Origin of the sequence: Bradyrhizobium algeriense (genome assembly GCF_036924595.1) — a bacterium.
Lineage (GTDB): Bacteria > Pseudomonadota > Alphaproteobacteria > Rhizobiales > Xanthobacteraceae > Bradyrhizobium > Bradyrhizobium algeriense.
On record NZ_JAZHRV010000001.1, the window covers coordinates 4,011,214 to 4,037,657 of the forward strand.

Below are 26,444 nucleotides of genomic sequence, written 5' to 3' on the forward strand. Positions count from 1 at the left end.
TTGATGCGACGCATTGGAATTGACGTCGGCGGCACCAATACCGACGCCGTGCTGCTGGACGGCGACAAGGTGGTTTTCGCTGTCAAACGTCCCACCACGAAGGATGTGACATCCGGCATCCTCGACGCCCTGAAGGCGTTGCGCGCCGATCCCGCCGCGCGGGGGCCGGTCGACGCGGTCGTGATCGGAACTACGCACTTCATCAATGCCGTGGTCCAACGCCGGAATTTGATGAAAGTCGCGGCCATCCGGATCGGCATGCCAGCCAGCGCTTCGCTGCCGCCATTCTGCGATTGGCCACAGGACCTCGCCGAAGGTGTGCGCGGCGAGATTTTCATGCTCGAAGGCGGCCACGACTATGACGGCCGGCCGATCGTACCTTTCGACACCGCCGGCATGCGCGCGGCCGCACGGCGCATCGGCGATCTCGGGCTTCGCTCGGTGGCAGTCTCGTCGATCTTCTCGCCGCTTGATCCGAGCTGCGAAATTGCGGCACGCGATATCCTGCAGGAGATCTGCCCGGACGTCGCCGTGACTTTGTCGCATGATCTTGGACGGATCGGCCTGCTTGAGCGCGAGAATGCGGCGCTTCTCAATGCGGTGCTGCACGACCTCGCCGTCGAAACGGTGGCCGCCTTCCGCAAGGCGACCGCCGAAAGTGGCATCGACGCCCCCCTGTTCCTCACCCAGAACGACGGCACGGTGATGCAGGCTGAAACCGCCATCGCCTTTCCCGTGATGAGCTTTGCCTCCGGGGCGACCAACTCGATGCGCGGCGCGGCGCATCTGTCCGGGCTGGAAGACGCCCTGGTCGTGGACGTCGGCGGCACAACAAGCGATATCGGCCAATTGCGCCATGGATTTCCGCGCGAGGCCAATGCGGTCGTCGAGATCGGCGGCGTGCGCACGCTGTTCCGCATGCCGGACCTGCTGTCGATCGGTCTCGGTGGCGGCAGCCATATCGATCCAGCGTCGGCGAAGGTGGGCCCGCTCAGCGTCGGCTACCGTCTGACGCAGGATGCGCTTGTCTTCGGTGGCGAACAGTTGACCGCCACCGATATCGCGGTCGCAGCCGGGCTGCTCGATATAGGCGATCGCTCCCGCGTCGCGTCGATCTCGAAAGATATGATCGCCGCGGCGCTCACCGACGCCACGCGGCAGCTCGAAGAAAATATCGACCGCATGAAAACCGAAGCCGGCGACGCGCCCCTGATTGCGGTAGGCGGCGGCGCCTTCCTGGTGCCCGAAAAGCTGGCCGGCGTGTCGCAGATCATCCGGGTCCCCTTCGGCGATTGCGCCAATGCGGTCGGTGCAGCGATTGCCCGCGTCAGCGGCGAGGCCGATCAGGTCTTCCGCGATCTCGCACGCGACGAGGCCATTGCGGCGGCGTTGGAAATCGCCGAACGCAAGGCTATCAACGCGGGCGCCGATCCCGGCAGCCTGAAGACGATCGAGATCGAGGATATGCCGATCGCTTACCTGCCGGGCAATTCACTGCGCGTCCGCGTCCGGGTTGCCGGCGCGCTCAACCGGATCGAAGCCAGCCGGGAGGTCGCCTAAGCGACGGCTCGCACTAAAGATCATTGACACGCTGCACGCCGATGGCAGCCATCCCTGCCCAGGCGGCGTCGAGCGAGCCCGCAAGATCGATGGCCCTGCATCCGGCCTCAACAAGCACGGCGTCGAAGCCGAGCCGGCGCGCATCCACGGCGGAATAGTGGACGCAAAAATCGGTGGCGAGCCCGGCGAGGAAGATTCGCCGCAAGCCGCGGTCGCGCAAATAGCCCGCCAGACCGGTAGGCGTGCGCCGATCGTTTTCAAAAAAGGCAGAGTAAGAATCGATTTCGGGACGGAAGCCTTTCCGAATTATCAGCTCTGCCAGGTCGACCGCGAGTTCCGGATGAAACGCCGCCCCGGCGGTGCCCTGGACGCAATGATCAGGCCAAAGCGTTTGCTGACCATATGGCATAGCGACACTTTCGAAGGGGCTCGCTCCCGGATGCGATGTGACGAAAGAGCTGTGGCCTGGCGGATGCCAGTCCTGGGTCAGCACCACATGATCGAAGCGTTCGGCGAGGCGATTGATGACTGGCACCACGGCATCGCCATCGGCGACGGCAAGCGCACCACCAGGGCAGAAATCGTTCTGCACGTCGATAATCAGCAACAAATCATCGTTGCCTGGTCGGATCTGCATTCTGGACCTGCGATTGTCTTGATCGCCAAACTCTAGCGCAAGACGGGCGTTTTCCAAAGTAGACCACCATGCAAAGCAAGGCTAAAATCGCGGAACACCTTTCTGCCGTGCTCACCCTGGAAAGCCGGTGTGCCAATCGGGGTCCGTCGCGGCAGTCTTCCGCGGCGTGGGGCGGTTATCCGTAGAGAAGTTTGGGCAGGATCGTGACGATGCCCGGAAAAAGCGTCAGCAGCAGCACGAAGCCGACCATGATGGTTAGGTAGGGTAACGTCACCCGCGCGATATAGCCGAGCCCGTCATCCGTCAGGCCCTGGATAACGAACAGGTTGAAGCCGACGGGCGGCGTGATCTGCGCCATCTCGACGGCAAGCACGAGGAAGATTCCGAACCAGATCTCATCGAAGCCCGAGGCCTTCACGATCGGCAGCACGATCGGCAACGTCATCACGATCATCGAAAAGCCGTCGAGGAAACAACCGAGGACAAGGTAGAAGCCGATCAGCACGACGATCAGCATGAAGGGCGACAGGCCAAGGCTTTTCACAAACGCGGCCACGGATTGCGGAATGCCGAGGAACGCCGCGGCGTTCCCCAGGATCGACGCGCCGAGCACGATCAGCGCGATCATCGAGCAGGTGACCACCGACCCGATGACCACATCGCGCATCACCTGCTGCGACAACGATCCCTGGCCCCAGGCAACCAGCGCGGCGCCGAGCACGCCGACCGCTGCCGCCTCCGACGGCGTCGCAAGGCCGCCATACATCGAGCCGAGCACGCATGCGATCAGAAACAAGGCCGGCGCAAGGTCCTTCAGCGCGGCGAAGCGTTCGCGCCAGGGGACCAGCGCGAGCTTCGCCTCGGCCTCCGGCACCAGCGTCCGGTTCAGGGTGGTGTGCAGCATCACCCAGCCCATGAAGGTTCCTGCCAGCAGCAGTCCCGGCAGGACTCCGGCGGTGAACAGCTTCAGGATCGAGACGTCGCCGAGAACGCCATAGATGATCATGATGTTCGAGGGTGGAATCAGAAAGCCCAGCGTGCCGGCGCCTGCGAGCGAGCCAATCGCGATATCCCTGGAATAACCCCGGCGCAGCAGTTCGTTGAGCGACATGCGGCCAATCACTTGCGTCGTCGCCGCCGACGAACCCGAGATCGCCGCGAAGATCGTGCAGCCGATCACGTTCACATGCAAAAGACGTCCCGGCAGCAGTCCGGCCCACGGCGCCAGCCCCTGAAACAGCGATCGCGACAACTTGGTACGGAACAACAGCTCGCCCATCAGGATGAACAGCGGCAGAGCCAGCAGCTCCTGCGTGGTCAGGATGTTCCAAGCGTATTGCGGTAGCAGCTTGTCGAGCGGGATCGACCGGAACATCGCAAGCAGCAAGGTCGCGGTGAGTGCAAGGGTCAACCCGATCCAGAGGCCCCCCGCCAGCAGCGCGAACAGAATGGCGAACAGGCTGACGACTTCGATACTCATGAAACTCGCTTTCCGGCGGCGGGAGCGGCGGCGCTGGCCTTCGTTGCGCGCGTGGTCATTCGACGGGCGAAGCCTTCATGCGATGATCTTCGAGCGGCAGCCCGAGCGCCGCCTGGATGGCGCGCGCCAGAAATTGCAGCGTCAGCAGCAGCATCCCGAAGGTGACAACGGCTTGCGGAAACCACAGCGGCGTGTCGCTTGCCGTCGACAGCTGCCCGCGCGTGAAGGACCCCCAGGCGAACTTGACCATCGCCGAGGTCAGGAACGCCATGAAGACAAAGCCGGCGAACGCCGAGAGAATCTCCAGCGCACGCCGGACCGGCGCCGGTACGTTCTTCAAGAGCAGCACGACACGGATATGGCCGCCGACACGCAGCGTCATGGCCGCGCCGAAGGTGAAGGAGGCCGCCATCAGATAGGAGGAATACTCCCAGGCGATCGACATGCTCGGAGGAAAGAACGGCAGGAAATTCGACAGCAAGCGCGTCGCGACCTCGGCAAGCATCAGCAGCGTCAGCGCCAGCAGGCAGCCGCCGCCGATCCAGCCGTCGAGCCGGCCGAGGCGATCGATCGCGTCGAGCAGGATGCGCAGCGGCGCCGGCGCCGCTGCGTTGAGGCTTTCCGGCGGAGCAGGCAGCACGCTCACCACGGCCACGCTCCTAGCGCTTGATTTCGGCGAGATAGGCCCGCACCGGCTTGTCCGCCGCCGGTACGCGCTTGAGGAACGCCTCCAGCAGCGGCGCGGTCCGGGCGCGGATATCCGTCATCATCGCATCCGTCACCGGCACCACCTCCATGCCGCCCTCTTTGAGGCGGTTGAGGCTGTCGACGTCGGCCTTGAGCGAATTGGCCCAGAAATCCGGCTCCATCTTCGCGGCGATGCCGGCGACCAGCTTCTGCTGATCCGCGCTCAAAGCCTTCCAGGAATCGAGATTGACGGTCACCATCTGCGACGACCACACATGGTTGGTCGGATAGATGTACTTCATGAACTCCCAGAACTTGCCGTCGACGCCGGATACCGCCGAGGTCGAAACCCCGGCGACCGCGCCCGACGCCAGCGCCGGAATGGTCTCGCCCCAGGGAATCATAACCGGCGCCATGCCGACCGCGTTCAGCATGTCGACAGCGTTTTTGTCGGGCACGCGAATCTTGATGTTCTTCAGCCCCTCGACGCCCGCCACCTTCACCTTGAGGTGAAGATACTGCGTCGGCCAGGGCACGATATAGAGGATCTTCTGATTGTTGCGCTCGGCGACTTTGTCGTATTCGGGTCGCACATATTTGTGCAGGATCTTCAGCTCGTCCATGGAGACGGCGAGAAACGGAATGCTTTCGACGCCCATGAAGGGCTCGTCGCCAACCTGCTGGATATTGAGCACGTCGGCGAGCGGAACCAGACCATCGCGCACGGCGCGCAGATGTTCAGGCCCCTTGAAGCCGAGCTGGCCGCCGGCCTTCACCGTGATGTTGACGCCGCCGTCGGTCTGCTTCTTGACCGCATCGGCGAAAGCCTTGGCGTTATGGGTGTGGAAATTGCCGTCGGGCCACACCGTCGACAGGTCCCAGCTTGCCGTTGCCGCCGTGGCACGCGTCGAGAGATGGCCGGCGGCGAGCATCGTCGCTGCTCCCGCTGTGAAAGTCCGTCGCGTAATCATCCGTTCTCTCCGTCATATTGAAATTGAAGTGCTGCGCCGCCGCCGGACGCGTCAGCCCGCGAAACCGTAAACCACAACCGCATTCTCGCTGGACACGAGGCCGCTTTCGATGTCATCGCGCACGCTTTCCGGCGCACGCTCCCCGGGGTCGCCGATCCCGGCGCCGCCGGGCGTCATCACCACCAGCCGATCGTCCGGCGGCACGGTCTGAAAACCCTTGCCGCGCAGCTTCTGTCCCGACTTCAGTCCGACATAGCCGGCTTCGCCGTCACGGCCGCCATCACGGCCGCGGGGCGGATGATCGATGCGGTCGAAGGCTGCCAGAATGTCGAACGGAGCATCCACGCCGCTGCCGACTTCGATGATCTGGCCGAGACCACCACGCGTGCGGCCGGCGCCGCCCGAATCCGGACGCAGCTCCTTGCGCCAGAAGATCAACGGCGTCTGCGTCTCCGCGATCTCGACCGGCGTGCCGCGTACGCCGCTGGGATAGGCCGTGGCCGACAAACCATCCTTGACAAAACGCGCGCCGGTGCCGCCGTTGCTCGTCACCGCCATCGAGAATCCGTAATTGCCGCCGGCGCCGCTGCGCGTCTGTCCGCGCACATTGAGATTCCACAGGCAGGATGTCCCTTCGGCCGGCACCCGCTCGGGAATGATCTGACGCAGGCAGCCGAACACCACGTCGGGCAGCATCTGGCCGATGACATGGCGCGACGCCACCGGCGCCGGCTTCGGCGCATTGAGGATCGAGCCCTCGGGTGCCGCGACGGTCAGCAACGAGAGCGACCCTGCATTGTTCGGAATCTGCGAGGCGACCACGCAGCCGAGGCCGAACACGGTGTAGGCGGTGGTATAGGAAAGCGGCACATTGATGCCGAACTTCGAGGCGCCCGTGGTACCGTCGAAGTCGACGTGAATGCCCCGCTCCGATATCGTCAGCGTCGCCGCGAGCGTGACCGGCGCATCATAGCCGTCGACGACCATGCTGTTGCGCCAGACGCCCTTCGGCAGCTTGGCGATCTCGGCGAGCACAGCCTCCCGCGAGCGGTCACAGATGAAATCGCCAAGCGTATCGAGCGAAGAGATTTCGAATTCGCGCATCATCTCGACAAGGCGCTGGCAGCCGACATCGTTGCAGCCGGCCAGCGAATAAGTGTCGCCCTCGGTGTCGATCGGCAGACGCGTGTTGCTGCGGATCATCGCCATCAGCGTTTCATTGACGACGCCCTGATCGATCAACTTCAGCATCGGGATATAGAGCCCCTCCATGAAGACGTCGGTGGCATCAGGCCCGAAGCCGATACCGCCGATATCCATCAAATGGCTGGTGCAGGAAAACAGCGCGACCGCCTTGCCGTCCTTGAAGCAAGGCGTGGTGACGACGAAGTCGTTGAGGTGGCCGGTCCCCATCCAGGGATCGTTGGTGATGTAGGCGTCGCCCGGCTTCATCGTCGCGATCGGGAAATGCGCGATGAAATGCTTGACCGACTCGGCCATGGAATTGACGTGGCCCGGCGTACCCGTCACCGCCTGCGCCAGCATGCGCCCCTTGAGGTCGAACACACCGGCTGAGAGGTCGCCACATTCGCGCACGATCGGGCTGAAGGCCGTGCGCAGCAGCACCTGTGCCTGCTCTTCGACCACGGCGATCAGCCGGTGCCACATGATCTGCAGATCGATCAGGCTCGCGCCGCTTGACTCATTCATGGTCATGCCGCCTTCCGTTCCATGACGATGCTGCCGGCACCGTCGATATGGGCGTCGAAGTTCGTCGAGACGAATGTCGAGGTCTCATCTTCCGCGATCACAGCGGGTCCTGCGATGGTCGCTCCCGGCGCCATCTGGTCGCGGTGGTACAGCGGAATCTCGACGACCACCCCCGCGCGGCCATCGAAAAACTTGCGGCTGCCCGCGGCTTTTCCGGCCGGCTTGCGCGTCACCTCGGCAACGCGCGACGGATTGCGCGGCTCGGTGGTCGCGAGCACCGACCAGCTCAGCACCTCGATCGCAGCCCCCGGAATCGACCGCTCGAATAACGCCGCATAATCCATCTCGAAGGCCTGGCGCAGGCCTTCGAGATCCGCTGCCGTCAACCGCCGGTTCGGCAGCTCGACCGTGATCTCGTGTCCCTGCCCGACGTACCGCATGAAGGCGGCGCGGCGTTCGCGCACGGGCGCACCGGCGGCGCCGGGCTCGACCAGGGCGCGCGCCTCGGTCGCCATCTCATCCAGCAGTTCGGACACAGCCGTGACATCGAACGCATCGAGCCTGGCATGACGGCTGCGCACCAACTCATAGGCGATGGGCGCGGCAAGAAATCCGACAGCCGAGCCGACGCCGGCATTGGACGGTACGATCACGCGCGAGACGCCGATCTTCTCGGCGACGCGGGCCGCATGCAGCGGCGCGGCGCCGCCGAAGGCGATCAGGGTGTGCTGGCCGACGACGGCGCCACGCTCGACCGCATGCACGCGCGCGGCGCTCGCCATGTTCTCGCACACGACCTCATGCACGGCGTAGGCCGACGTTTCCGCCGACAGTCCCAGCGGTTCGCCAATGTCGCGCAATAAAGCCTGTCTGGACAGTTCGGGGTCAAGCTTGATCGTCCCACCTGCAAATGCGTCCGGATCGATCTTGCCGAGCGCGACGTCCGCATCAGTCACGGCGGGGCGTTGACCGCCGCGGCCGTAGCAGGCCGGTCCCGGCTCGGATGATGCACTCTCGGGGCCGACCGTGACGCGCTTCAAGGCGTCGACCCGTGCGATCGAGCCGCCGCCGGCGCCGATCTCGACCATCTCGATCACGGGAATACGCACCGGCAGGCCCGACCCTTTCAGGAAGCGGGCGGCGCGATCGACCTCGAACACACGCGAGGTTTCGGGCTGGTACTTTTCGATCAGACAGATCTTCGCGGTGGTGCCCCCCATATCGAAGGACAGCACCCTGCTCTCGCCGAGGCGCGCCGCGATCTGCGCCGCAAAAATCGCGCCGCCCGCCGGCCCCGACTCGACCAGGCGCACCGGAAAGCGCCGCGCCGTCTCGATCGAAGTGACGCCGCCGCCCGAGGTCACGAGATAGATGGCGCCGCGAAACTGCTCGGCCTGCAGCCCCTCGGCCATGCGCGCGAGATAACCGTCGATCAACGGCTGCACATAGGCATTGGCCACCGCAGTCGAGGTCCGCTCGTATTCGCGAATTTCAGGGCACACCGCCGACGACAGCGTTACCCAGATGCCCGGCATTTCCTCTTTCAGGATCGCGGCGGCGCGCCGTTCATGCTCGGGATTGGCATAGGAATGGAGGAAGGCGAAAGCGACGCTTTCCACATTCTGCGCGCGCAGTTCGGGCACCAGTGCACGCACGGCGGCTTCGTCGAGCTGCAACCTCACGGCGCCCTGGGCGTCGATGCGCTCGGGGACCGTGAAACGCAGGGCGCGCGGCGCCAGCGGTTTCGGCTTGTCGATCGCAAGGTCGTATTGATCGTAGCGGCTCTCGGTACCGATATCGAGCACGTCGCGGAAACCTTGCGTTGCGACAAGCGCCGTCTTCGCGCCGCGGCGCTCAATGATGGCGTTGGTCGCGAGCGTCGTGCCGTGAATGAAGACGTCGATATCGCATATGTGGGCGCGCGCATCGGCCAGAATGAGACGCATCCCGTCCAGCACCGCTTGCTCCGGTCGCGTGGGCGTCGTCAGCACCTTGCGTGTTCTGCGATCCTGACCCACATCCAGGACGATATCCGTGAACGTGCCTCCGATATCGACGGCAAGCCGCACTTCGGCTCCCTCAAGCATTCCAAAACCTCCGCGTGCTGGCCGACGAACTGTAGCCAAATGTTCAGCAATTTCCATGCCATTGATTGCGCCCGCGGAGACATGCCCAGCTATTTTGCCGGGCACCTATGCAGCACACCGTCGACGAACTCGCGCTGCCTGGTCCAGCAACTGCAACCACATTTGGTCATCGAAAGAAATATCACGCAGCGGTGGCCCCAAGCGGGCTGCAGCTACGCCTCGTTCAAAGCCTGCCCAATGTCTGCGATTAGGTCAGATGGATGCTCGATGCCGATCGACAATCGGATCGTGGAGTCGAGAACGCCTATCTTTTGACGGATTTCAACCGGAACGCCGGAGTGTGTCATGCTTGCCGGCAGGCTGGCAAGCGACTCCGTGCCGCCCAGGCTCACCGCCAGCTTGAAGATTTGCAGCGAGTTCAAGAATTTGAATGCGGCGGCCTGCCCGCCGACAATATCGAACGAAAACGTGGAGCCAGCACCAAGGCATTGTCTCGCGAACAGACGGCCGGCCTGGGAGACTTCCTCGTGATGAGCGAGGTAGTGAACCCTCTCCACCTTGTCGTGGTCGCGCAAATAATCCGCCACGAGCCGCGCATTCTGGTTGGCCTTTTCCATGCGCAAGCTCAGCGTTTCGAGCGAGCGGCCGAGCATCCAGCAGGAATGCGGATCCAGCTGGGTGCCGATCGCGCCTCGCAACGCCTTGATGTCTTTCATGAGGGTCTTTGAGCCGAGCGCAGCGCCGGCGATCAGGTCGGAATGGCCGCCGACATATTTGGTCAGCGAGTACAGCGAGAGATCCGCGCCATGTTCGATCGGTCGCTGGAATACCGGCCCGAGCAACGTATTGTCACACGCGACGATCGGCACGTGGCCCTGCGCCTTGCCGATGTTGCCGGCGATGCGGCGGACCATCGCGATATCGACGAGGCCGTTGGTGGGATTTGCCGGGGTTTCGATGAGAATCATCGCAACCCGGCCCTTTCGCATGGCGTCGTGCCCCGCCAGCTCGACAGCGGCTTCGTCGATGCCGTCGGCAAAGCCCACCGCGCTGATCGAGAAGCCGGCAAGCGTTTTCGCAAGCAGCGTTTCGGTGCCGCCATAGAGCGGCTGCGAATGCAGGATCACGTCGCCCGGCCGTGCGAATGCGAGAATCGTGGTCGCAATCGCCGACATGCCGGATGAGAACAGCGCACAGGACTCTGTGCGCTCGTAGACGGCGAGCCTATCCTCAACGATCTCGCTGTTGGGATGATTGAAACGCGAATAGACGAGGCCCGCGCCCATCCCCTCGGGCGGCTCGCGCCGGCCCGCAACGTAATCGAAGAAGTCCTGCCCGTCTTCGGCAGTCCTGAAGACGAAGGTCGAGGTCAGGAAGACCGGTGGTTTGACGGCTCCTTCCGACAGTTGCGGATCGTAGCCGTAGTTCAGCATCAGCGTTTCGGGATGCAGCACGTGGTTGCCGATGTGGGTCTTTGACGGAAACGGTTTCACCATGATCGCTCTCGCTGTCTTGAGGGAACATCGAGCCCGGCACGCACCATCGGCGGCGCAAAGTCTCCGGTGCGCTACGACGCCAGACCGGGCAGATCGAGCCCGTTGGCACGGGCGCATTCTATCGCAGATTCGTAGCCCGCGTCGGCGTGACGCATGACCCCCGTCGCCGGGTCGTTCCAGAGCACCCGCTCGATGCGGCGCGCGGCCTCCGGGGTTCCATCAGCGACAATCACCATGCCGGCGTGCTGCGAATAGCCGATCCCGACGCCGCCGCCGTGATGCAGCGAGACCCACGTGGCCCCACTAGCGCAGTTGAGCAACGCATTGATGAGCGGCCAGTCGGACACCGCGTCCGAACCGTCGCGCATCGCTTCGGTTTCGCGGTTCGGGCTCGCCACCGAGCCGCTGTCGAGATGATCGCGGCCAATGACGACCGGCGCCTTCAGTTCGCCGCGCGCCACCATTTCATTGAACGCCAGGCCCAGCCGGTGGCGATCGCCAAGGCCCACCCAGCAGATCCGCGCCGGCAGGCCCTGAAACTTGATCCGTGCCTTCGCCATGTCGAGCCAGTTGTGAAGATGCTTGTCGTTGGGCATCAGCTCCTTGACCTTGGCGTCGGTGCGGAAAATGTCTTCGGGATCCCCTGAGAGCGCCGCCCAACGGAATGGCCCGACGCCGCGGCAGAACAGCGGACGGATGTAGGCCGGAACGAAGCCGGGGAAATCGAACGCGTTCTTCAATCCCATGTCCTTCGCCATCTGGCGGATGTTGTTGCCATAGTCGAGCGTGGGAATGCCTTGCGCGTGGAAATCCAGCATGGCCTGGACGTGGCCGACCATGGAGCTCTTGGCCGCCGCTTCAACCGCTTTCGGATCGGCGTTGCGTCGTAACTCCCACTCCGCGAGCGTCCATCCCTTCGGCAGGTAACCGTTGATCGGATCGTGCGCGCTGGTCTGGTCGGTAACGATGTCCGGCTTTACGCCACGGCGCACCAGTTCGGGAAAAATATCGGCGGCATTGCCGAGCAGCCCGACTGAGACCGGTTTCTTGCTCTCTGCCGCCTGCGCCATGATTGCGAGCGCCTCATCAAGCGTGCCTCCCTGCCGATCGAGGTAACCGGTGCGCAGCCGCATCTCGATACGGCTCGGTTGGCATTCGATCGCAAGCATCGACGCTCCAGCCATCGTCGCTGCAAGGGGCTGGGCGCCGCCCATGCCGCCGAGCCCTGCCGTCAAGATCCATTTGCCCGCGAGGCTGCCGCCGTAATGACGTCGGCCCACCTCGACAAAGGTTTCGTAGGTGCCCTGCACGATGCCCTGGCTGCCGATGTAGATCCACGATCCGGCCGTCATCTGACCGAACATCATCAACCCGAGTCTGTCGAGTTCATTGAAATGATCTAGCGTCGCCCAGTGCGGCACCAGGTTCGAGTTGGCGATCAGCACGCGCGGCGCATCGGGATGGGTGCGGAAAATTCCGACCGGCTTGCCCGACTGCACCACCAGCGTCTGATCGGCCTCGAGTTTGCGCAATGAGGTAACGATCCGGTCAAAACTGTCCCAGTCGCGAGCTGCGCGGCCGATGCCGCCATAGACGACAAGTTCGCTCGGCCGTTCGGCGACATCAGGATCGAGATTGTTCATCAGCATCCGGAGCGGCGCTTCCGTCAACCAGCTCTTCGCGCTGATCTCGGATCCGCGGGGCGCGCGGATCGTACGGTCGTTGTCCAGTCGGCGGTTCATGACAGATGACCTCTCTCGGCAAATATTGGAAACGGACTCTTTTTGAGCACCGACATTGCGGCGGCCGGCAATGTGCCGGCTGCGACCAGCGCCGTTGCCTTTGCAAGATCATCGGCCATGTAGCGATCGCCACCCAGCGCCGGCACCTGCTCGCGCAACACCGCAATGACCGCCGCAAGCGCAGGGCTGGTCGTATGTGGCGCGCGCAATCCGATGCCTTGCGCCGCAACAAGCAGCTCGATGCCGAGAATGGCGGCAAGGTTGTCCGCCATGTCGGACAAACGGCGCGCCGCGTGCGCCGCCATCGACACATGATCTTCCTGGTTGGCGCTGGTCGGGGTCGAATCGATCGAGCAGGCCGCGGCGCGCTGCTTGTTCTCGGCATAGAGGGCTGCCGCCGTCACCTCCGCAATCATGAAGCCGGAGTTGAGGCCGGGATCAGGCGTCAGGAACGGCGGCAGGCCGAAGTTCAGCGCGGGATCGACCAGTGTGGCGATGCGCCGCTCGCTGATCGCGCCGATCTCGGACAATGCCAATGCGATCTGGTCGGCAGCAAATGCGACCGGCTCGGCGTGAAAATTTCCACCCGAGACGATCTCGCCGCTCTCAACCAGCACCAGCGGGTTGTCCGTGACGGCGTTGGCCTCGATCGTCAGTGTGCGGGCGGCTTGCGTCAACAGGTCAAGCGCGGCGCCGGCCACCTGCGGCTGACAGCGCAGGCAATATGGATCCTGCACGCGCTCGTCGCCTTCGAGATGCGACATGCGGATGTCGCTGCCTTCGAGCAGCGCCATCAAGGCGACCCCGGCCGCGATTTGTCCGTCATGCCCCCGCAACTGCTGGATCTCCGGACGGAACGGCGCCGTCGATGCCATTGCCGCGTCGACCGACAAGGCGCCCGTCACTAGGGCCGTGCACGCCAGGCCATGGGCGCGCAGCAGTCCGGAAATAGCATAGGCCGTCGAGAACTGCGTACCGTTGATCAAGGCGAGGCCTTCCTTCGGCCCGAGGGCAATCGGCACGAGATTGGCCGCGGCCAGCGCATCGCGACCCGGCACAGCTTTGCCGTCGACGAGCGCCTGCCCCTCGCCGATCATGACGGCGGTCATATGCGCAAGCGGCGCCAGATCACCGGACGCGCCCACCGATCCCTGCTGCGGCACCAGCGGACAAACGCCGCGCGCCAGCATGGCCTGGAGTTGTTCGATGATTTCGCGGCGCACGCCCGACGCGCCCCGCCCCAATGAGACGATCTTGAGCGCCATCATCAGGCGAACGATCGGTTCGGGCGTGGGCGGCCCCACCCCGCAGCAATGCGACACAATGAGGTTGCGCTGCAGCAGCGTCGTCTGATCCGGCGGAATGCGTTTCGACGCCAGTTTTCCGAACCCTGTATTGATGCCGTAGACCGGCGCTTGCGCATCCGCGGCCTTCGCAACAATGGCCGATGCTGCCTCGACGCGCGGCCAGAACGATGAGTCGAGCACGGCGGCAGCGCCGGCAAGCACCTGCGCCAGATCGTCGAGACTGACCCTCCCGGGCGAAACGACAATGGATGCGTCCCGGTCGCTCATTGTCCCCTCCACACCCGGCGGTGCAGCGGATTGAAGCCCATCCGGTAAATCAGCTCGGCCGGCCGGTCGATATCCCAGATCGCGAGATCGCAATATTTGCCGGCCTCGAGCGTGCCGGTCTCACCGAGAATGCCCAGCGCTCGCGCGCCTTCCCGCGTCACGCCGGCGAGGCATTCGGCAACGGTCATCCGGAACAGCGTCGCGCCCATATTCATGGCCAGCAGAAGCGACGTCAGCGGCGAACTGCCGGGATTGCAGTCGGTAGCGAGCGCCATGTTCACGCCGTGGGCACGGAACAGTTCGACCGGCGGCTTCGTCGTCTCGCGAATGAAATAGAACGCGCCCGGCAGAAGCACGGCCACCGTACTTGCCCGCGCCATGGCCGCGACGCCGGCCTCGTCCGTGTGCTCCAGATGATCGGCGGACAAAGCAGAGAATTCCGACGCAAGCGCCGCTCCGCCAAGATTCGACAACTGATCCGCGTGCAATTTGACCGGCAGTCCAAGCGCCCTTGCAGCCCGGAACACACGCGCCGTTTGCTCTCCCGAGAACGCAATGCCTTCCATGAAGGCATCAACGGCGTCTGCAAGTCCGGCCTGAGCCACCGCCGGAAGCATCTCGCGGCAAACCAGGTCGATGTATCGATCCTTGTCGCCATCGGCTTCTGGCGGCAGCGCATGCGCGCCAAGAAACGTCGTCCGGATGCCAACCGGCCGGTTGCGGCCCACCGCGCGCGCGGCTGACAACTGCCGCATCTCGGTTTCCGTGTTGAGCCCATAGCCGGACTTGATCTCGACCGTCGTCACGCCCTCGCCGATCAGGGCGTCGAGCCGCAGCAGCGCGCCGGCGACGAGTTCAGCCTCACTGGAGCCCCGCGTCGCCGCGACCGTCGAGACAATGCCGCCGCCGGCGCGTGCGATCTCTTCGTAGCTCGCTCCTTGCAGCCGCAGCTCGAACTCGTGGGCGCGGTTTCCACCGAAAACCAGATGGGTATGACAATCAATCAGTCCGGGCGTGATCCACCGCCCTCCGCAATCGATCCGTTCAGCCGCGTCGACGTCAGATGGAAAGTCGGAATGGCTGCCTGCAAAGGCGATACGGCCATCCCGCGCGGCAATCACGCCACGCTCGATCACGCCGAGGTCGGGCAGGTCCCCCCGAACGGTGGCGAGCCGGGCATTATGCCAGATTCGATCAAAGCGCTCGGCCATGCAGCATTTCCCTCAAGGGCAGAAACTTGACGGGGGCATCAATATGTCTATACATATTCCCGTGTTAGTGTTCTGTCCACCCGGTTTGGAAACATGTCCACTCTGCATTTCGGATCAGCACTACTCCCCTCCGGCTGGGCTGACGATGTGCAGGTGGTTGTTGCAGATGGAACCATCACGAAGGTGACGGCCGGCACGGCGCCGGGAGCCGACGATGAGCGCCATCAATTGGCCATCCCGGGAATAGCGAGCCTGCATAGTCACGCGTTCCAGCGCGGCATGGCCGGCCTCGCCGAAACACGCGGCAACACGGCGGATACGTTCTGGACGTGGCGCGAGACGATGTATCGTTTCGCGCTGGAAATGACCCCCGAAGACACGGAAGCTGTCGCAACGCTGCTCTACGTCGAGATGCTCGAGCAGGGCTATACGCGCGTCGGGGAATTCCATTATCTCCATCACGACCACGATGGCACGCCCTATGCCAATCCTGCCGAAATGGCGACGCGAATTGCGCGAGCCGCCGAGGTCACCGGCATCGGACTCACGCTGCTGCCGAGTTTCTACGCGCACGGCTCCTTTGGTGGCGCCGCACCGCATGCCGGCCAGCGCCGCTTCATCTGCTCGATCGACCAGTTCGCCAAGCTGATTGCCGCGACGGAGGTGGCCGTTCGCGAATTACCCGGGGCCAATGTCGGTATCGCTCCACACAGCCTGCGCGCCGTGACGCCGGACGAATTGACGGCAATCATACCGCTGGCCGAAGGCAGGCCGGTTCATATCCACGCGGCCGAACAGATCAGGGAAGTCGAGGAATGCATCGCCTGGTCGGGCCGGCGGCCGGTTGAGTGGCTGCTCGAACATGCGCCCGTCGATCGGCGCTGGTGTCTGATCCATGCGACCCACACCACCGCGACCGAGATCGCCGCGCTTGCCAGGAGCGGCGCCGTCGCAGGCCTCTGCCCGATTACCGAAGCAAGCCTCGGCGACGGCATTTTTCCGACGCGTGAATTCCTCGACGCCGGCGGCCGGTTCGGCGTCGGCACAGACTCCAATGTCCTGGTCGGCGTGGCCGACGAATTGCGTCAGCTCGAATATGGCCAGCGGCTAAAGCACCGGGAGCGCAATGTGTTGTCCGGCGGTCCCGGCATTTCGACCGGTCGGGCGCTATTCGACGCTGCGATGGCCGGCGGCGCCCGGGCGCTCGCGCAGCCGATCGTCGGACTCCAGCCGGGTGCACGCGCTGATATCGTGACCCTCGACACCACGCATCCCTCGCTCGGCGGGCGCAGCAGGGATACCGTCCTCGACGGCTGGATTTTTGCAGCGGGCTCGGGTGCCGTCGCATGTGTGTGGGCGGGCGGAAACAAGGTCGTCGAGGGTGGACACCACCGGCTCCGCCAGAAAGCGCGCGACGCATTCAACTCGACCGTACGAAGGCTCATAGCATGAGCCTCTCGATCGATCGCGACACCGCCGACAAGCCGACGCTGTATAAGCAGATCCGGCTCGACATCGAGCGCCGCATCCTGACTGGCGAATGGCCGCCGGGTCATCGCATCCCGTTCGAGCACCAACTAATGACGCGCTATGGCTGCTCGCGAATGACTGTCAGCAAGGCGCTGTCAGAACTGGCGCAAGCCGATCTCATCGAGCGGCGGCGGCGGGCCGGTACGTTTGTGCGCCGTCCCAAATTCCTGTCAGCAGTCCTGACGATTCCAGACATTCGCGCGGAGATTACCGCGCTCGGCCGCAGCTATGGCTATCAGTTGATCCGAAGCTCGCGCCGGGCGGCAAACGCCACCGACCGTGAACGCCTTGGAGTACGGAAAACCGGCAAGGTGATCGCGATCTCGTGCCGCCACAGCGCCGATGGCGTGCCGTTCGCGATCGAGGACAGGCTGATCGATCTCGACGCTGTGCCCGAAGCCGCCACGGCGGATTTTGCGATCGAGCCGCCCGGCACGTGGCTGCTCCACCATGTCCCCTGGACGGAGGCCGAACATTCGATCAGCGCGATCGTGGCTGACGAGCAGACCGCAACGGCGCTGGACATTGCGATCGGCGCGCCCTGCCTCGTGATCGAGCGGCACACCTGGCGCAGCGCACGGACGCTGACCGCCGTGCGCCTCGTCTATCCCGGCGAGTCCCACAAACTGGTTGCCCGCTTCAAGGGCGGCTGAGAGGGATATCAATGCAAAATAAAGTCCGGCACAATTTATGCAACAGTTCATGCAGCAGTAGGACGAACAGAGCGCAATCCATAAACCGACAGAGGGAAGACAATCATGCTTAGTTATAGAGTATTCGCCGCAACCGCCGCTCTGCTGGTGTCCGCGCCAGCCGTCGCACAAGACGTCAAGGTCGCCATCGGCATTTCGGGATGGACCGGCTTTGCGCCGCTTACGCTCGCAAGCCAGGCCGGCATCTTCAAGAAGAACGGCCTCGATGTGACGATCAAGAAGATCCCGCAGAAGGACCGCCATCTGGCTGTTGCATCGGGCGACATCCAGTGCGCGGCGACCACGGTCGAAACCTGGATTTCCTGGAATGCCAACGGTGTTGCGACCAAGCAGATCTTCCAGCTCGACAAGAGCTACGGCGCCGATGGCATGGCCACGCGAAACGATGTCGCATCGATCAAGGATCTGAAGGGCAAGACGGTCGCCGCGTCCGCGCCCGGCACCGCGCCTTATTTCACGCTGGCCTGGATGCTCAAGAAGAACGGCCTCTCGGTCAAGGACGTGACCGTGGTGAACCTGGAGCCGGCTGCAGCCGCGCAAGCTTTCGTGGCCGGTCAGAACGATGCAGCCATGACGTATGAGCCCTACCTCTCGACCGTGCGGGCGGCACCCGACAAGGGCAAGATCATCGCCACCACGCTCGACTACCCGATGATCATGGACACGTTCGGCTGCACGCCGAAATTCCTGACCGAAAATCCGAAAGCCGCGCAAGCGCTGGCCGACAGCTATTTCGAGGCGGTTGCCCTGATTGAAAAAGACCAGGCAAAATCCTACGAGATCATGGGCTCCGACGTGAAGCAGTCCGGCGAGCAGTTCGGCAACTCGGCAAAATATCTGCGCTGGCAGGACAAGGCCGCAAACCAGAAGTTCTTCGCGGGCGAGTTCCAGGCCTTCACCAAGGAAGCCGCAGACCTGTTGCTCGAGATCGGCATCATCAAATCGATTCCGAAAATCGACGACCTCGTTGACACGAGCTTCATCAAGTAGGTTCGTTCAGCGCCGCGCTGGTCCCGCATCCACACATGTGGATGCGGGGCTGTCCGCGATCCGCGCACCGCTTTGAGGAACACGCCCTGTGATGCGTCCCCTGGATCCCGTGACGTCGAAGCAACGCGCAGCGTATGGCTTTGCGTTCTTCGTCCTGTTTGTTGCCCTGTGGGCATGGGCAACTTTTGGTGGCTACGTGTCGAAAACGTTTCTTGCGAACCCGCTGACCATGCTGCAGGAGGGCTTTGAACTCCTGACCAAGCACGGCTTCCTGTTCGACATCGGCATGACGATATGGAGGGTCATTGGCGGCTTCGTGCTGGCGGCCATCATCGCGGTGCCGCTCGGCGTTCTGATGGGCGCCTACAAACCGATCGAGGCCTTCCTCGAGCCGTTCGTCTCGTTCGCCCGCTATCTGCCCGCCTCGGCCTTCATCCCGCTGCTGATCCTGTGGGCGGGCATCGGCGAACTGCAGAAGCTGCTGGTCATTTTCATCGGCGCGGTGTTCCAGATTATCCTGATGATTGCCGTGAATGTCGGGAATACGCGGCGCGACCTCGTTGAAGCCGCCTACACGCTGGGCGCCGGCGACAGCGGTATCATCCGCCGCGTGCTGCTGCCCTCGTCTGCCCCCGAGATCGCGGAAATCCTTCGGCTCGTCCTCGGCTGGGCGTGGACCTACGTCATCGTCGCCGAGTTGATCGGTTCATCGTCGGGCATCGGCCACATGATCACCGACAGCCAGGCGCTGCTCAACACCGGCCAGATCATCTTCGGCATCATCGTCATCGGCCTGATCGGCCTCGTCTCGGACTTCCTGTTCAAGGCCTTCAACGCCTGGCTGTTTCCGTGGAGATTAGCGTGACCACGCTGAAGATCGATCAGGTCTCACGCATTTTCCCCGCGCGACAGGGCAGTGCGCCGACGCGGGCGCTGGAACCGACCAATCTCAGCGTCGGCAACAACGATTTCGTCACCATCCTCGGCCCGTCCGGCTGCGGAAAATCCACGCTGCTACGGATCATCGCAGGCCTTGACCGGCCGACCAGCGGCCGCGTCATTCTGGACGGGCAAGAAGTCACGGGCCCCGGCGCCGATCGCGGCATGGTGTTTCAGTCCTACACGCTGTTCCCGTGGTTGACGGTGCGCGAAAACATCGCGTTCGGCCTGCGCGAGCGCGGGATATCTGAGGCGGATCGCGGCGGGATCGCCGATGGATTCATCCACCGGGTCGGCTTGTCCGGCTTTGAGAATCACTGGCCGAAGCAACTCTCAGGCGGCATGCAGCAACGCACGGCGATCGCCCGCGCGCTTGCCAACGATCCCAAGATCCTGCTGCTCGACGAACCGTTCGGGGCGCTGGACAATCAGACCCGCGTGCTGATGCAGGAAATGCTGCTCGGCATCTGGGAACGCGACCAGAAGACTGTGCTGTTCGTTACCCATGATATCGAGGAGGCGATTTTCCTCGGCAGCCGCGTCATCGTCATGAGCGCCCGCCCCGGCCGCATCAAGGCCGAGATCGCGATCGATCTACCCCACCCGCGATCCTACAAGATCAAAACCGCCCCTGAATTCGTCGCGCTGAAGGAACGGCTCGTCGAGGAAATCCGGGCCGAGGCATTGAAGGTTGCGGTTGATGCCTAAATGGCCGCGCGCGTGTCGACGAGCGTATTGAAGACCGATGCTTCAGCGATCAGATTGCATTACAGCCGCGGTGCGGGTTGCCAGGATCGCAGCGACGCCCGGCCGCTTCCTGCAGCGGCCAGGCGCCGGATCTTTCTCGCGGTCACTTCCTGACGGCGAACACCCACACGACGCCGCCCTGCGGCACGTTATTCTCCAAGCCGGGGACCTTGCCCACCAATGCATCCTGGATGCGCTGCGCGTCGACGCCCCAGCCCGACTGGACGGCGATATACTGCGTGCCGTCCACCTCATAGGCGATGGGCATGCCCATAATGCCGGAGTTGGTCTTTTGCTCCCACAGCAGTTCGCCGGTCTTGGCATGGAAGGCGCGGAACATCCGGTCATTGGTGCCGCCGACAAGGATGAGGTCGCCCGCGGTAGCGGTCACCGAACCGAACAGATGTGACTTGGGAAAATTATGTGACCAGGCTTTCTTGCCCGTGGCCGGATCCCACGCCTGCAGTTCGCCAAAGTGGGTAGCGCCGGGACGAGGCGTCAAGCCGATATCCTCGGGCTTGGTCCCGAGCCAGAGCTGGCCGGCAACCAGCGGCACTTTCTCGCCGGTGAAGCCGCCGCAGAAATTCTCGTTGGCCGGAACGTAGACCAATCCGGTTTTCTGACTATACGCCGCCGACGGCCAATCCTTGCCGCCCCATAACGAAGGACAGAATTCGACCCGCTTGCCGATAACCGGCTTGCGAGCCGGGTCGACAATCGGCTTGCCACTCTCGGGCTCAATGCCTTTCCAGACGTCGGTATGAACAAAAGGCCAGCCGGCCACATATTTGATGCTGTCCGGCTTGCGCTCCAGTATCCAGAAAATCGCGTTGCGTCCCGGATGGATCAGACTCTTGATGGTGCGGCCATCCCTTTGCAGGTCGACCAGCATGGGTGCGTCCACTTCGTCCCAATCCCAGGAATCGTTTTGATGGTACTGGAAGTAAGTTTTCATCTTGCCGCTATCGGGATCGAGCGCGAGCACTGAACTTGTGTAAAGATTGTCGCCGGGGTGAGTGTCGCCCGGCCAAGGTGCGGCGTTGCCGGTGCCCCAATAGACTGTCTTGGTGTCTGGATCGTAGTTGCCTGTCATCCAGGCAGATCCGCCGCCCGTTTTCCAGTCGTCGCCTTTCCACGTTTCGTTACCTGGCTCACCCGTGCCGGGAATGGTGAAGGTCCGCCACAGCTCCTTGCCGGTGTTGGCATCGAAGGCAACGACGTAACCGCGCACGCCCAACTCGCCACCGGAACCGCCGACGATCACCTTGCCGTCGACGACCAGAGGCATCAGCGTCAGGTACTGTCCCTTCTTGTAGTCCTGAACCTTGGTATCCCAGACCACTTTGCCGGTCTTGGCATCAAGCGCGACCAGATGGTCGTCCGTCGTGGCGAGGTAGAGTTTGTCCTCCCACAGTCCCACCCCGCGGTTGGTCGGGTGCAATTGGAAGAGGTCGTCGGGAAGCTGGCGTTTGTATCGCCAGTACTCGTCGCCGGTCTTGGCGTTGAGCGCGATCACCTGCCCCATCGGCGTTGCGACGAACATCACGCCATTGTTGATGATCGGTGGCGCCTCGTGTCCCTCGACCACACCGGTCGAGAACGTCCACACCGGCACCAGATTTTTCACGTTCGAGGTGTTGATCTGGTCGAGCGGGCTGTACCCTTGGCCGTCATAGGTCCGGCGATAATGCATCCAGTTGCCGGGTTCGGGATTCTTGAGTCGCTCGGCCGTCACCGGGCTGTAGTTCTCGATCGGGCCGGCGGCAGCGATCGAAACGAGGCATGTGGACGCGAGCAAACCCGACAAAAGCCATTGCTTCAAGGCCATAAGGCAACCTCCCCTTTGTTTTCATCTCACGAATTCTGTTTTTTGTACTTGTCGTGGATCGACAGCGGCCCGCCGTCACCTGGCTTGTTGCGCACCTACCTTTCCAACAAATGTTGCGGCCACCGTCAGCGGACCGTCGTCTGCCGCCAGCGGAAGCGCCGGCAGGCGCCGGGGCGCCGGCCCAAACACAACTTGCGCGCTTTGCCTGGGGTCAAATTCCGAATTATGGCAAACGCATTTGAACACGTCCTTGTCGCCGCCTGCCGCCTTCACCCATGCCGTGATCGGACAGCCCGTGTGGACGCAGATTGCCGAATAGGCGACTATGCCGCCGGCAGCGCGCGAGCGCGTCTCTTCGTCCAGCTCGGCCGGGTCTAGCCTTACGACGAGCACCTCGTTCAGGCGCGAGCCCTTGCGGACAACCGATGTCTTGGGATCCTTTGGCCAGGCCCGCACCGGCGGTCCACCGGTTTTCAGATCCTGCGGCTTGATCACCTCGCCCGCATGGTCCCCTTCGGCGAAAACCAGAACGTCGGCTTTCTGGGGTCGCTCATTGCTGCCCGGCGAATCTTCCTCGGCAATGGAGGACTGGGGCGACGCGAGGCAGGCCCCGGTGGCGAGAGCCGTCAGGATGAGCGCGCGCCGCGTCGGATCCTGACACATCGCTGTCGCGAGTTCCGCGTCTGTGCTTGTGATCGATGTTGTGGGCTGATCGGATTTGCACATCACGCAAACTGATGGAGGGAGTCGGTCAAAAAAATGGCGACCGACAAATTTGTCTTTCGCGCAATTCCCCTTCCGGTTGCATCGCCGATTCCAGGAAAAGCCAGCAATAGTAAGCGTCCATCGCATTTCATGCGATCATCACTGCAGCTTGCCTCCTCATGCATATTTCGCAGAACAGCTCAGCCTTCCGCAGTGTGCGGTGCGTTATCGCGCGTGCGGTCAAGATCGAGAATTGCAGGAGTCGTCGTGAAGCGTTCGGCGAATGCCGGTGTCCGTGGCGTGCAAATGGTAAAGACTGTGCAGCGCCGGGCGACGTGGAAGAGACGAATCCCTGCATCGTGTGTCATGACAACGATCTTCAAGTTTAACGACAATTTGTTTTGCTGTGTCGCTGCGTCAGCGTTATTGACCAAATGCAATTCTTTGCCGATGCCCCGCTTTCGCCAAACATGCGGACGCAAATGGAGAACACCTTGCGGCGGAGATCCGCCAAGCGCGACCTACTGAACAACAGCCAATAATAATGATCAGGAGGATGGCTCAAAGAAATCCCAGCCAGATAGCAAGGAATTTCGAAGCGCCGGCATTGAGCGGTCAGCCGTACCGTTTTTCGCTCAGGTCGGAGCTACCATCAGCAGCTTACGAAGAGCGAGGATCGATCATGATTACTTTGAAGATCAACGGCCAGCAAAAGAACTGGGACGGCGATCCCGATCTTCCACTGCTCTGGTTTCTCCGGGATGAAGCCGGATTGACCGGTACGAAATACGGCTGCGGCCAGGCGCTTTGCGGCGCCTGCACCGTGATCGTCGACAAGCAGGCAATACGCGCCTGCATCACCTCGGTTTCCGACGTGGTCGATCGGGAGGTCACAACGATCGAAGGCCTTCATCCGACGGGCGATCACGCGGTTCAGAAGGCCTGGCGCCAACTCAACGTCCCGCAATGCGGTTTTTGCCAGGTCGGCCAGATCATGCAGGCGGCCGCGCTGCTGATCGAAAACCCGAAACCGACGCACGATCAGATACGCGAGGCGATGGCGGGCAATATCTGCCGCTGCGGCTGTTACCAGCGCATCGAGAACGCGGTCCACCTCGCCTCCACGGGGGTCTGACCATGAACATTCTCACCAATCCCAAGAAGCTCCGTGGCTTTGAGCGATACGTCAAAGTCGACAACGTTTCACGCCGCAGCATCCTCAAGGGCCTCGGGCTGGCCGGCGGCTTCGTTTTGGCCGCCCCCGTAATGTCGCGCCCCGGCCTTGCCGCCTATCAGACCGGCGCCGACAAGATGCCGCACGGCACCGTGGTGGACCCGCGCGTGTTCGTCGCGATCGCACCGGACGGCATTGTCACGATCGTCGCCCATCGCGCCGAGATGGGAACCGGCGTCCGCACCAGCCTGCCGATGATCGTGGCCGAAGAGATGGAGGCCGACTGGTCGCGCGTTCGCATCCAGCAGGCGCATGGCGACGAGGTCAAATTCGGCAACCAGGACACCGATGGATCGCGCAGCACGCGTCACTACCTGATGCCGATGCGTCAGATCGGCGCTTCGGCCCGCACCATGCTCGAAGCCGCAGCGGCGAAACGCTGGGGTGTGCCGTCGACCGACGTGAAAGCGGTCAATCACGAGGTCGTCCACAGTGCCAGCGGACGCCGGATCGGCTTTGGCGATCTGGCAGCCGATGCCGACAAGCAGCCGGTGCCGAGCGTCGAAGGCCTGAAGCTGAAAGACCCAAAGGATTTCCGCTATCTGGGCAAAGGCCAGATCAGCATGGTCGATCTCCGCGACATCACGGTAGGCACCGCGCGTTACGGCGCCGACGTCCGCCTGCCCGGCATGAAATACGCCGTTATTGCACGGCCGCCGGTGACCGGGGGCAAGGTCGCGTCGTTTGACGGGGCGGCGGCGATGAAAGTTTCCGGCGTCGAGAAGGTCATGGAAGTGAAGGGCTGGCCGTGGCCCTCAAAATTCCAGCCGCTCGGCGGCGTTGCAGTGATCGCTCGCAACACCGGCGCGGCGATCAAGGGCCGCGACGCCCTGAAGATCGTCTGGGACGACGGCGCCAACGGCAAATACGAATCGGTCGCCTACCGGACCCAACTGGAGGAAGCCGCACGGAAGCCCGGCCTGGTCGTACGCAAGGAGGGTGATGTGGAAGCCGCCTTGAAGGGCGCCGACAAGGTGATCGTGGGTGAATACTATCTGCCGCATCTCGCCCATGTCGCCATGGAGCCGCCGGTTGCAGTCGCGGACGTCAAAGGCGACAAGGCGGAGATCTGGGGACCGGTGCAAAGCGCGGGCGGAACGCGCGAGGACGTCGCCAAAACGCTTGGCATTCCCGAGGAGAATGTCACCGTCAACGTCACCCTGCTCGGCGGCGGTTTCGGGCGCAAGTCGAAGTGCGATTACGCCATCGAAGCCGCCCTGCTTTCAAAGGAGCTCGGCGCGCCCGTAAAGGTGCAATGGACGCGGGAAGACGACGTTCGCAATGGCTTCCTGCACACTGTCTCGGTGGAACGCATCGAGGCCGGCCTCGACAAGAGCGGCAAGGTGACGGCTTGGCGCCATCGCAGCGTCGCGCCGAGCATCGCCTCGACCTTTGCCGCCAATACGGTGCATCAGGCGCCGTTTGAACTCGGCATGGGGCTTGTCGACATGCCCTTCGAGATCGCCAACGTCCAGTGCGAGAATCCGGAAGCGGCGGCGCATACCCGCATCGGCTGGTTCCGCTCGGTATCGAACATTCCGCGCGCCTTCGCGGTGCAGTCGATGGTCGCCGAAATAGCTAAAGCTACCAACCGCGATCCAAAGGACATGCTGCTGGAGCTGATCGGTTCGCCCCGGATCGTCAAGCTCGATTCGGTGAAAGACCTCTGGAACTACGGCGAGCCTTATGAGAGCTATCCGATCGATACCGCGCGTCTTCGCAAGGTCGTCGAGCTGGTCGCGGACAAGGGCGGCTGGGGCCGGTCCGTCCCCAAGGGACACGGGCTCGGCATTGCCGCGCACCGCAGCTTCGTCAGCTATATCGCGACGATCGTCGAGGTGGCCGTTGACGACAAGGGCAAGCTCACCGTGCCGCGGGTCGATACCGCCATAGATTGCGGAACCTACGTCAATCCGGAGCGGATCCAGTCGCAGATCGAGGGCGCCGCGATCATGGGCATGAGCCTCGTCAAACATGGCGCAATCACCTTCAAGGACGGCAAGGTGCAACAGGGCAATTTCGACGACTTCCCGGTAATCCGGATCGACGAGTCCCCGGCCGTAACGAACGTCTACATCGTACCCGCCGGCCCCGACACGCCGCCCAGCGGCGTCGGCGAGCCGGGTGTGCCGCCCTTTGCGCCGGCGCTGATCAACGCGATCTTCGCCGCGACCGGCAAGCGCATCCGCGCACTGCCGATCGGCAAACAATTGGAGGCGTAAAGGCAACGTTAGACCGAGCGGGCCGTTTTCCTTGATCTGAGAGGAGTTCAGATCGATGAAACCCAACGTAACGGCGCTCGCGGTGTCGCTACTGTCGAGCGTGCTTCTATTGAACGCTCAGGCGGCGACCGCTCAAACGACGTCGCCGCCGAGCACAACCGCAACACGGCCGGCGACGACACCGCCCGGGCAAACCTCCATGCCAAACGAAAACCCGCCGGCCAGCACAACTCAGACCACCGGCGAAGCCAGTCGCGACCCCGTCGTGAAGAAAATGAACGAGAACGAAAAGCAGAAGGTCGAGACCAAAGGCAAGTAGCGCCAGCACCGGAAACCACGAGCAACGAAGGGCGGCGGCGCAGATTCGCCGGCCGCCCGTTT

21 protein-coding genes are annotated in these 26,444 nt (G+C 63.2%); 9 read left to right on the forward strand and 12 right to left on the reverse strand.

The genetic code is table 11. The features are described from left to right. The first annotated feature begins 3 nt into the window (after window positions 1-3). Window positions 4-1,560 carry a hydantoinase/oxoprolinase family protein gene (locus V1286_RS19575; RefSeq protein ID WP_334481840.1) on the forward strand — a complete coding sequence of 519 codons (1,557 nt, stop codon included), beginning with the start codon at window positions 4-6 and terminating at the stop codon, window positions 1,558-1,560. Window positions 1,561-1,573: 13 nt separating this feature from the next. Here the strand turns inward: V1286_RS19575 and pncA are convergent, their stop codons facing one another. The 10 genes from pncA to hutI form a co-directional block, all read right to left on the reverse strand. Then, on the reverse strand, window positions 1,574-2,197 hold the full coding sequence (gene pncA, locus V1286_RS19580) for a bifunctional nicotinamidase/pyrazinamidase (RefSeq protein ID WP_334481841.1): 624 nt from the start codon (window positions 2,195-2,197) through the stop codon (window positions 1,574-1,576). A gap of 175 nt (window positions 2,198-2,372) precedes the next feature. Continuing rightward, window positions 2,373-3,677: a TRAP transporter large permease gene (locus V1286_RS19585; RefSeq protein WP_334481843.1), complete on the reverse strand. Its 1,305-nt coding sequence runs from the start codon at window positions 3,675-3,677 to the stop codon at window positions 2,373-2,375. Window positions 3,678-3,732: 55 nt separating this feature from the next. Next, the gene (locus V1286_RS19590; RefSeq protein WP_334481844.1) at window positions 3,733-4,326 is read right to left on the reverse strand and encodes a TRAP transporter small permease subunit; all 594 of its coding nucleotides are present in this window, start codon (window positions 4,324-4,326) and stop codon (window positions 3,733-3,735) included. Window positions 4,327-4,336: 10 nt separating this feature from the next. Further along, window positions 4,337-5,335 carry a TRAP transporter substrate-binding protein gene (locus V1286_RS19595; protein ID WP_334481846.1) on the reverse strand — a complete coding sequence of 333 codons (999 nt, stop codon included), beginning with the start codon at window positions 5,333-5,335 and terminating at the stop codon, window positions 4,337-4,339. Between the two features lie 51 nt (window positions 5,336-5,386). Beyond that, the gene (locus tag V1286_RS19600) at window positions 5,387-7,045 is read right to left on the reverse strand and encodes a hydantoinase B/oxoprolinase family protein (RefSeq protein WP_334489757.1); all 1,659 of its coding nucleotides are present in this window, start codon (window positions 7,043-7,045) and stop codon (window positions 5,387-5,389) included. 2 nt (window positions 7,046-7,047) lie between these two features. Further along, window positions 7,048-9,132, reverse strand: a complete 2,085-nt coding sequence (locus tag V1286_RS19605; protein WP_334481847.1) for a hydantoinase/oxoprolinase family protein — start codon at window positions 9,130-9,132, stop codon at window positions 7,048-7,050. A gap of 212 nt (window positions 9,133-9,344) precedes the next feature. Next, window positions 9,345-10,628, reverse strand: coding sequence for a cystathionine gamma-synthase family protein (locus V1286_RS19610; protein WP_334481849.1), 1,284 nt, complete (start codon window positions 10,626-10,628; stop codon window positions 9,345-9,347). A 71-nt stretch (window positions 10,629-10,699) separates the two neighbouring features. Then, window positions 10,700-12,370 (reverse strand): urocanate hydratase, encoded by a 1,671-nt coding sequence (hutU, locus tag V1286_RS19615; RefSeq protein ID WP_334481850.1) that lies wholly within the window; start codon window positions 12,368-12,370, stop codon window positions 10,700-10,702. Then, on the reverse strand, window positions 12,367-13,944 hold the full coding sequence (gene hutH, locus V1286_RS19620) for a histidine ammonia-lyase (RefSeq protein ID WP_334481851.1): 1,578 nt from the start codon (window positions 13,942-13,944) through the stop codon (window positions 12,367-12,369). Before hutH ends, hutU begins: the two co-directional genes overlap by 4 nt. Continuing rightward, complete coding sequence (gene hutI, locus V1286_RS19625) at window positions 13,941-15,155, reverse strand: imidazolonepropionase (protein WP_334481852.1); 1,215 nt, start codon at window positions 15,153-15,155, stop codon at window positions 13,941-13,943. Before hutI ends, hutH begins: the two co-directional genes overlap by 4 nt. Before the next feature lie 93 nt (window positions 15,156-15,248). On the opposite strand from hutI, the gene V1286_RS19630 reads away from it, so the two are divergent. The 5 genes from V1286_RS19630 (at window position 15,249) to V1286_RS19650 (ending at window position 20,035) form a co-directional block, all read left to right on the forward strand. Continuing rightward, on the forward strand, window positions 15,249-16,607 hold the full coding sequence (locus V1286_RS19630) for a formimidoylglutamate deiminase (protein ID WP_334481853.1): 1,359 nt from the start codon (window positions 15,249-15,251) through the stop codon (window positions 16,605-16,607). Continuing rightward, window positions 16,604-17,338, forward strand: a complete 735-nt coding sequence (gene hutC, locus V1286_RS19635) for a histidine utilization repressor (RefSeq protein WP_334481855.1) — start codon at window positions 16,604-16,606, stop codon at window positions 17,336-17,338. The genes V1286_RS19630 and hutC overlap by 4 nt, the downstream gene beginning before the upstream one ends. A gap of 105 nt (window positions 17,339-17,443) precedes the next feature. Next, the gene (locus V1286_RS19640; protein ID WP_334481856.1) at window positions 17,444-18,388 is read left to right on the forward strand and encodes an ABC transporter substrate-binding protein; all 945 of its coding nucleotides are present in this window, start codon (window positions 17,444-17,446) and stop codon (window positions 18,386-18,388) included. Between the two features lie 91 nt (window positions 18,389-18,479). Beyond that, complete coding sequence (locus tag V1286_RS19645) at window positions 18,480-19,253, forward strand: ABC transporter permease (RefSeq protein ID WP_334489759.1); 774 nt, start codon at window positions 18,480-18,482, stop codon at window positions 19,251-19,253. Then, entirely contained in the window at window positions 19,250-20,035 is a 786-nt protein-coding gene (locus tag V1286_RS19650; RefSeq protein WP_334481857.1) for an ABC transporter ATP-binding protein, read from the forward strand. The genes V1286_RS19645 and V1286_RS19650 overlap by 4 nt, the downstream gene beginning before the upstream one ends. Window positions 20,036-20,177: 142 nt before the next feature. On the opposite strand, the gene V1286_RS19655 is transcribed toward V1286_RS19650, so the two are convergent. Both V1286_RS19655 and V1286_RS19660 read right to left on the reverse strand, forming a co-directional pair. Further along, window positions 20,178-21,902, reverse strand: a complete 1,725-nt coding sequence (locus tag V1286_RS19655) for a methanol/ethanol family PQQ-dependent dehydrogenase (protein ID WP_334481859.1) — start codon at window positions 21,900-21,902, stop codon at window positions 20,178-20,180. A gap of 75 nt (window positions 21,903-21,977) precedes the next feature. Beyond that, window positions 21,978-22,565 carry a QcrA and Rieske domain-containing protein gene (locus V1286_RS19660; protein ID WP_334489762.1) on the reverse strand — a complete coding sequence of 196 codons (588 nt, stop codon included), beginning with the start codon at window positions 22,563-22,565 and terminating at the stop codon, window positions 21,978-21,980. A 724-nt stretch (window positions 22,566-23,289) separates the two neighbouring features. Here V1286_RS19660 and V1286_RS19665 point away from each other — a divergent pair. Genes V1286_RS19665 through V1286_RS19675 form a run of 3 tightly spaced genes read left to right on the forward strand, consistent with a single transcriptional unit; the run spans window position 23,290 to window position 26,382 of the window. Further along, window positions 23,290-23,742 (forward strand): (2Fe-2S)-binding protein, encoded by a 453-nt coding sequence (locus V1286_RS19665; protein ID WP_108512864.1) that lies wholly within the window; start codon window positions 23,290-23,292, stop codon window positions 23,740-23,742. A gap of 2 nt (window positions 23,743-23,744) precedes the next feature. Continuing rightward, a complete protein-coding gene (locus V1286_RS19670; RefSeq protein WP_334481861.1) occupies window positions 23,745-26,063 on the forward strand; it encodes a xanthine dehydrogenase family protein molybdopterin-binding subunit in 2,319 nt (772 codons plus the stop codon). 55 nt (window positions 26,064-26,118) lie between these two features. After that, on the forward strand, window positions 26,119-26,382 hold the full coding sequence (locus V1286_RS19675; RefSeq protein ID WP_334481862.1) for a hypothetical protein: 264 nt from the start codon (window positions 26,119-26,121) through the stop codon (window positions 26,380-26,382). Window positions 26,383-26,444 lie beyond the last annotated feature (62 nt).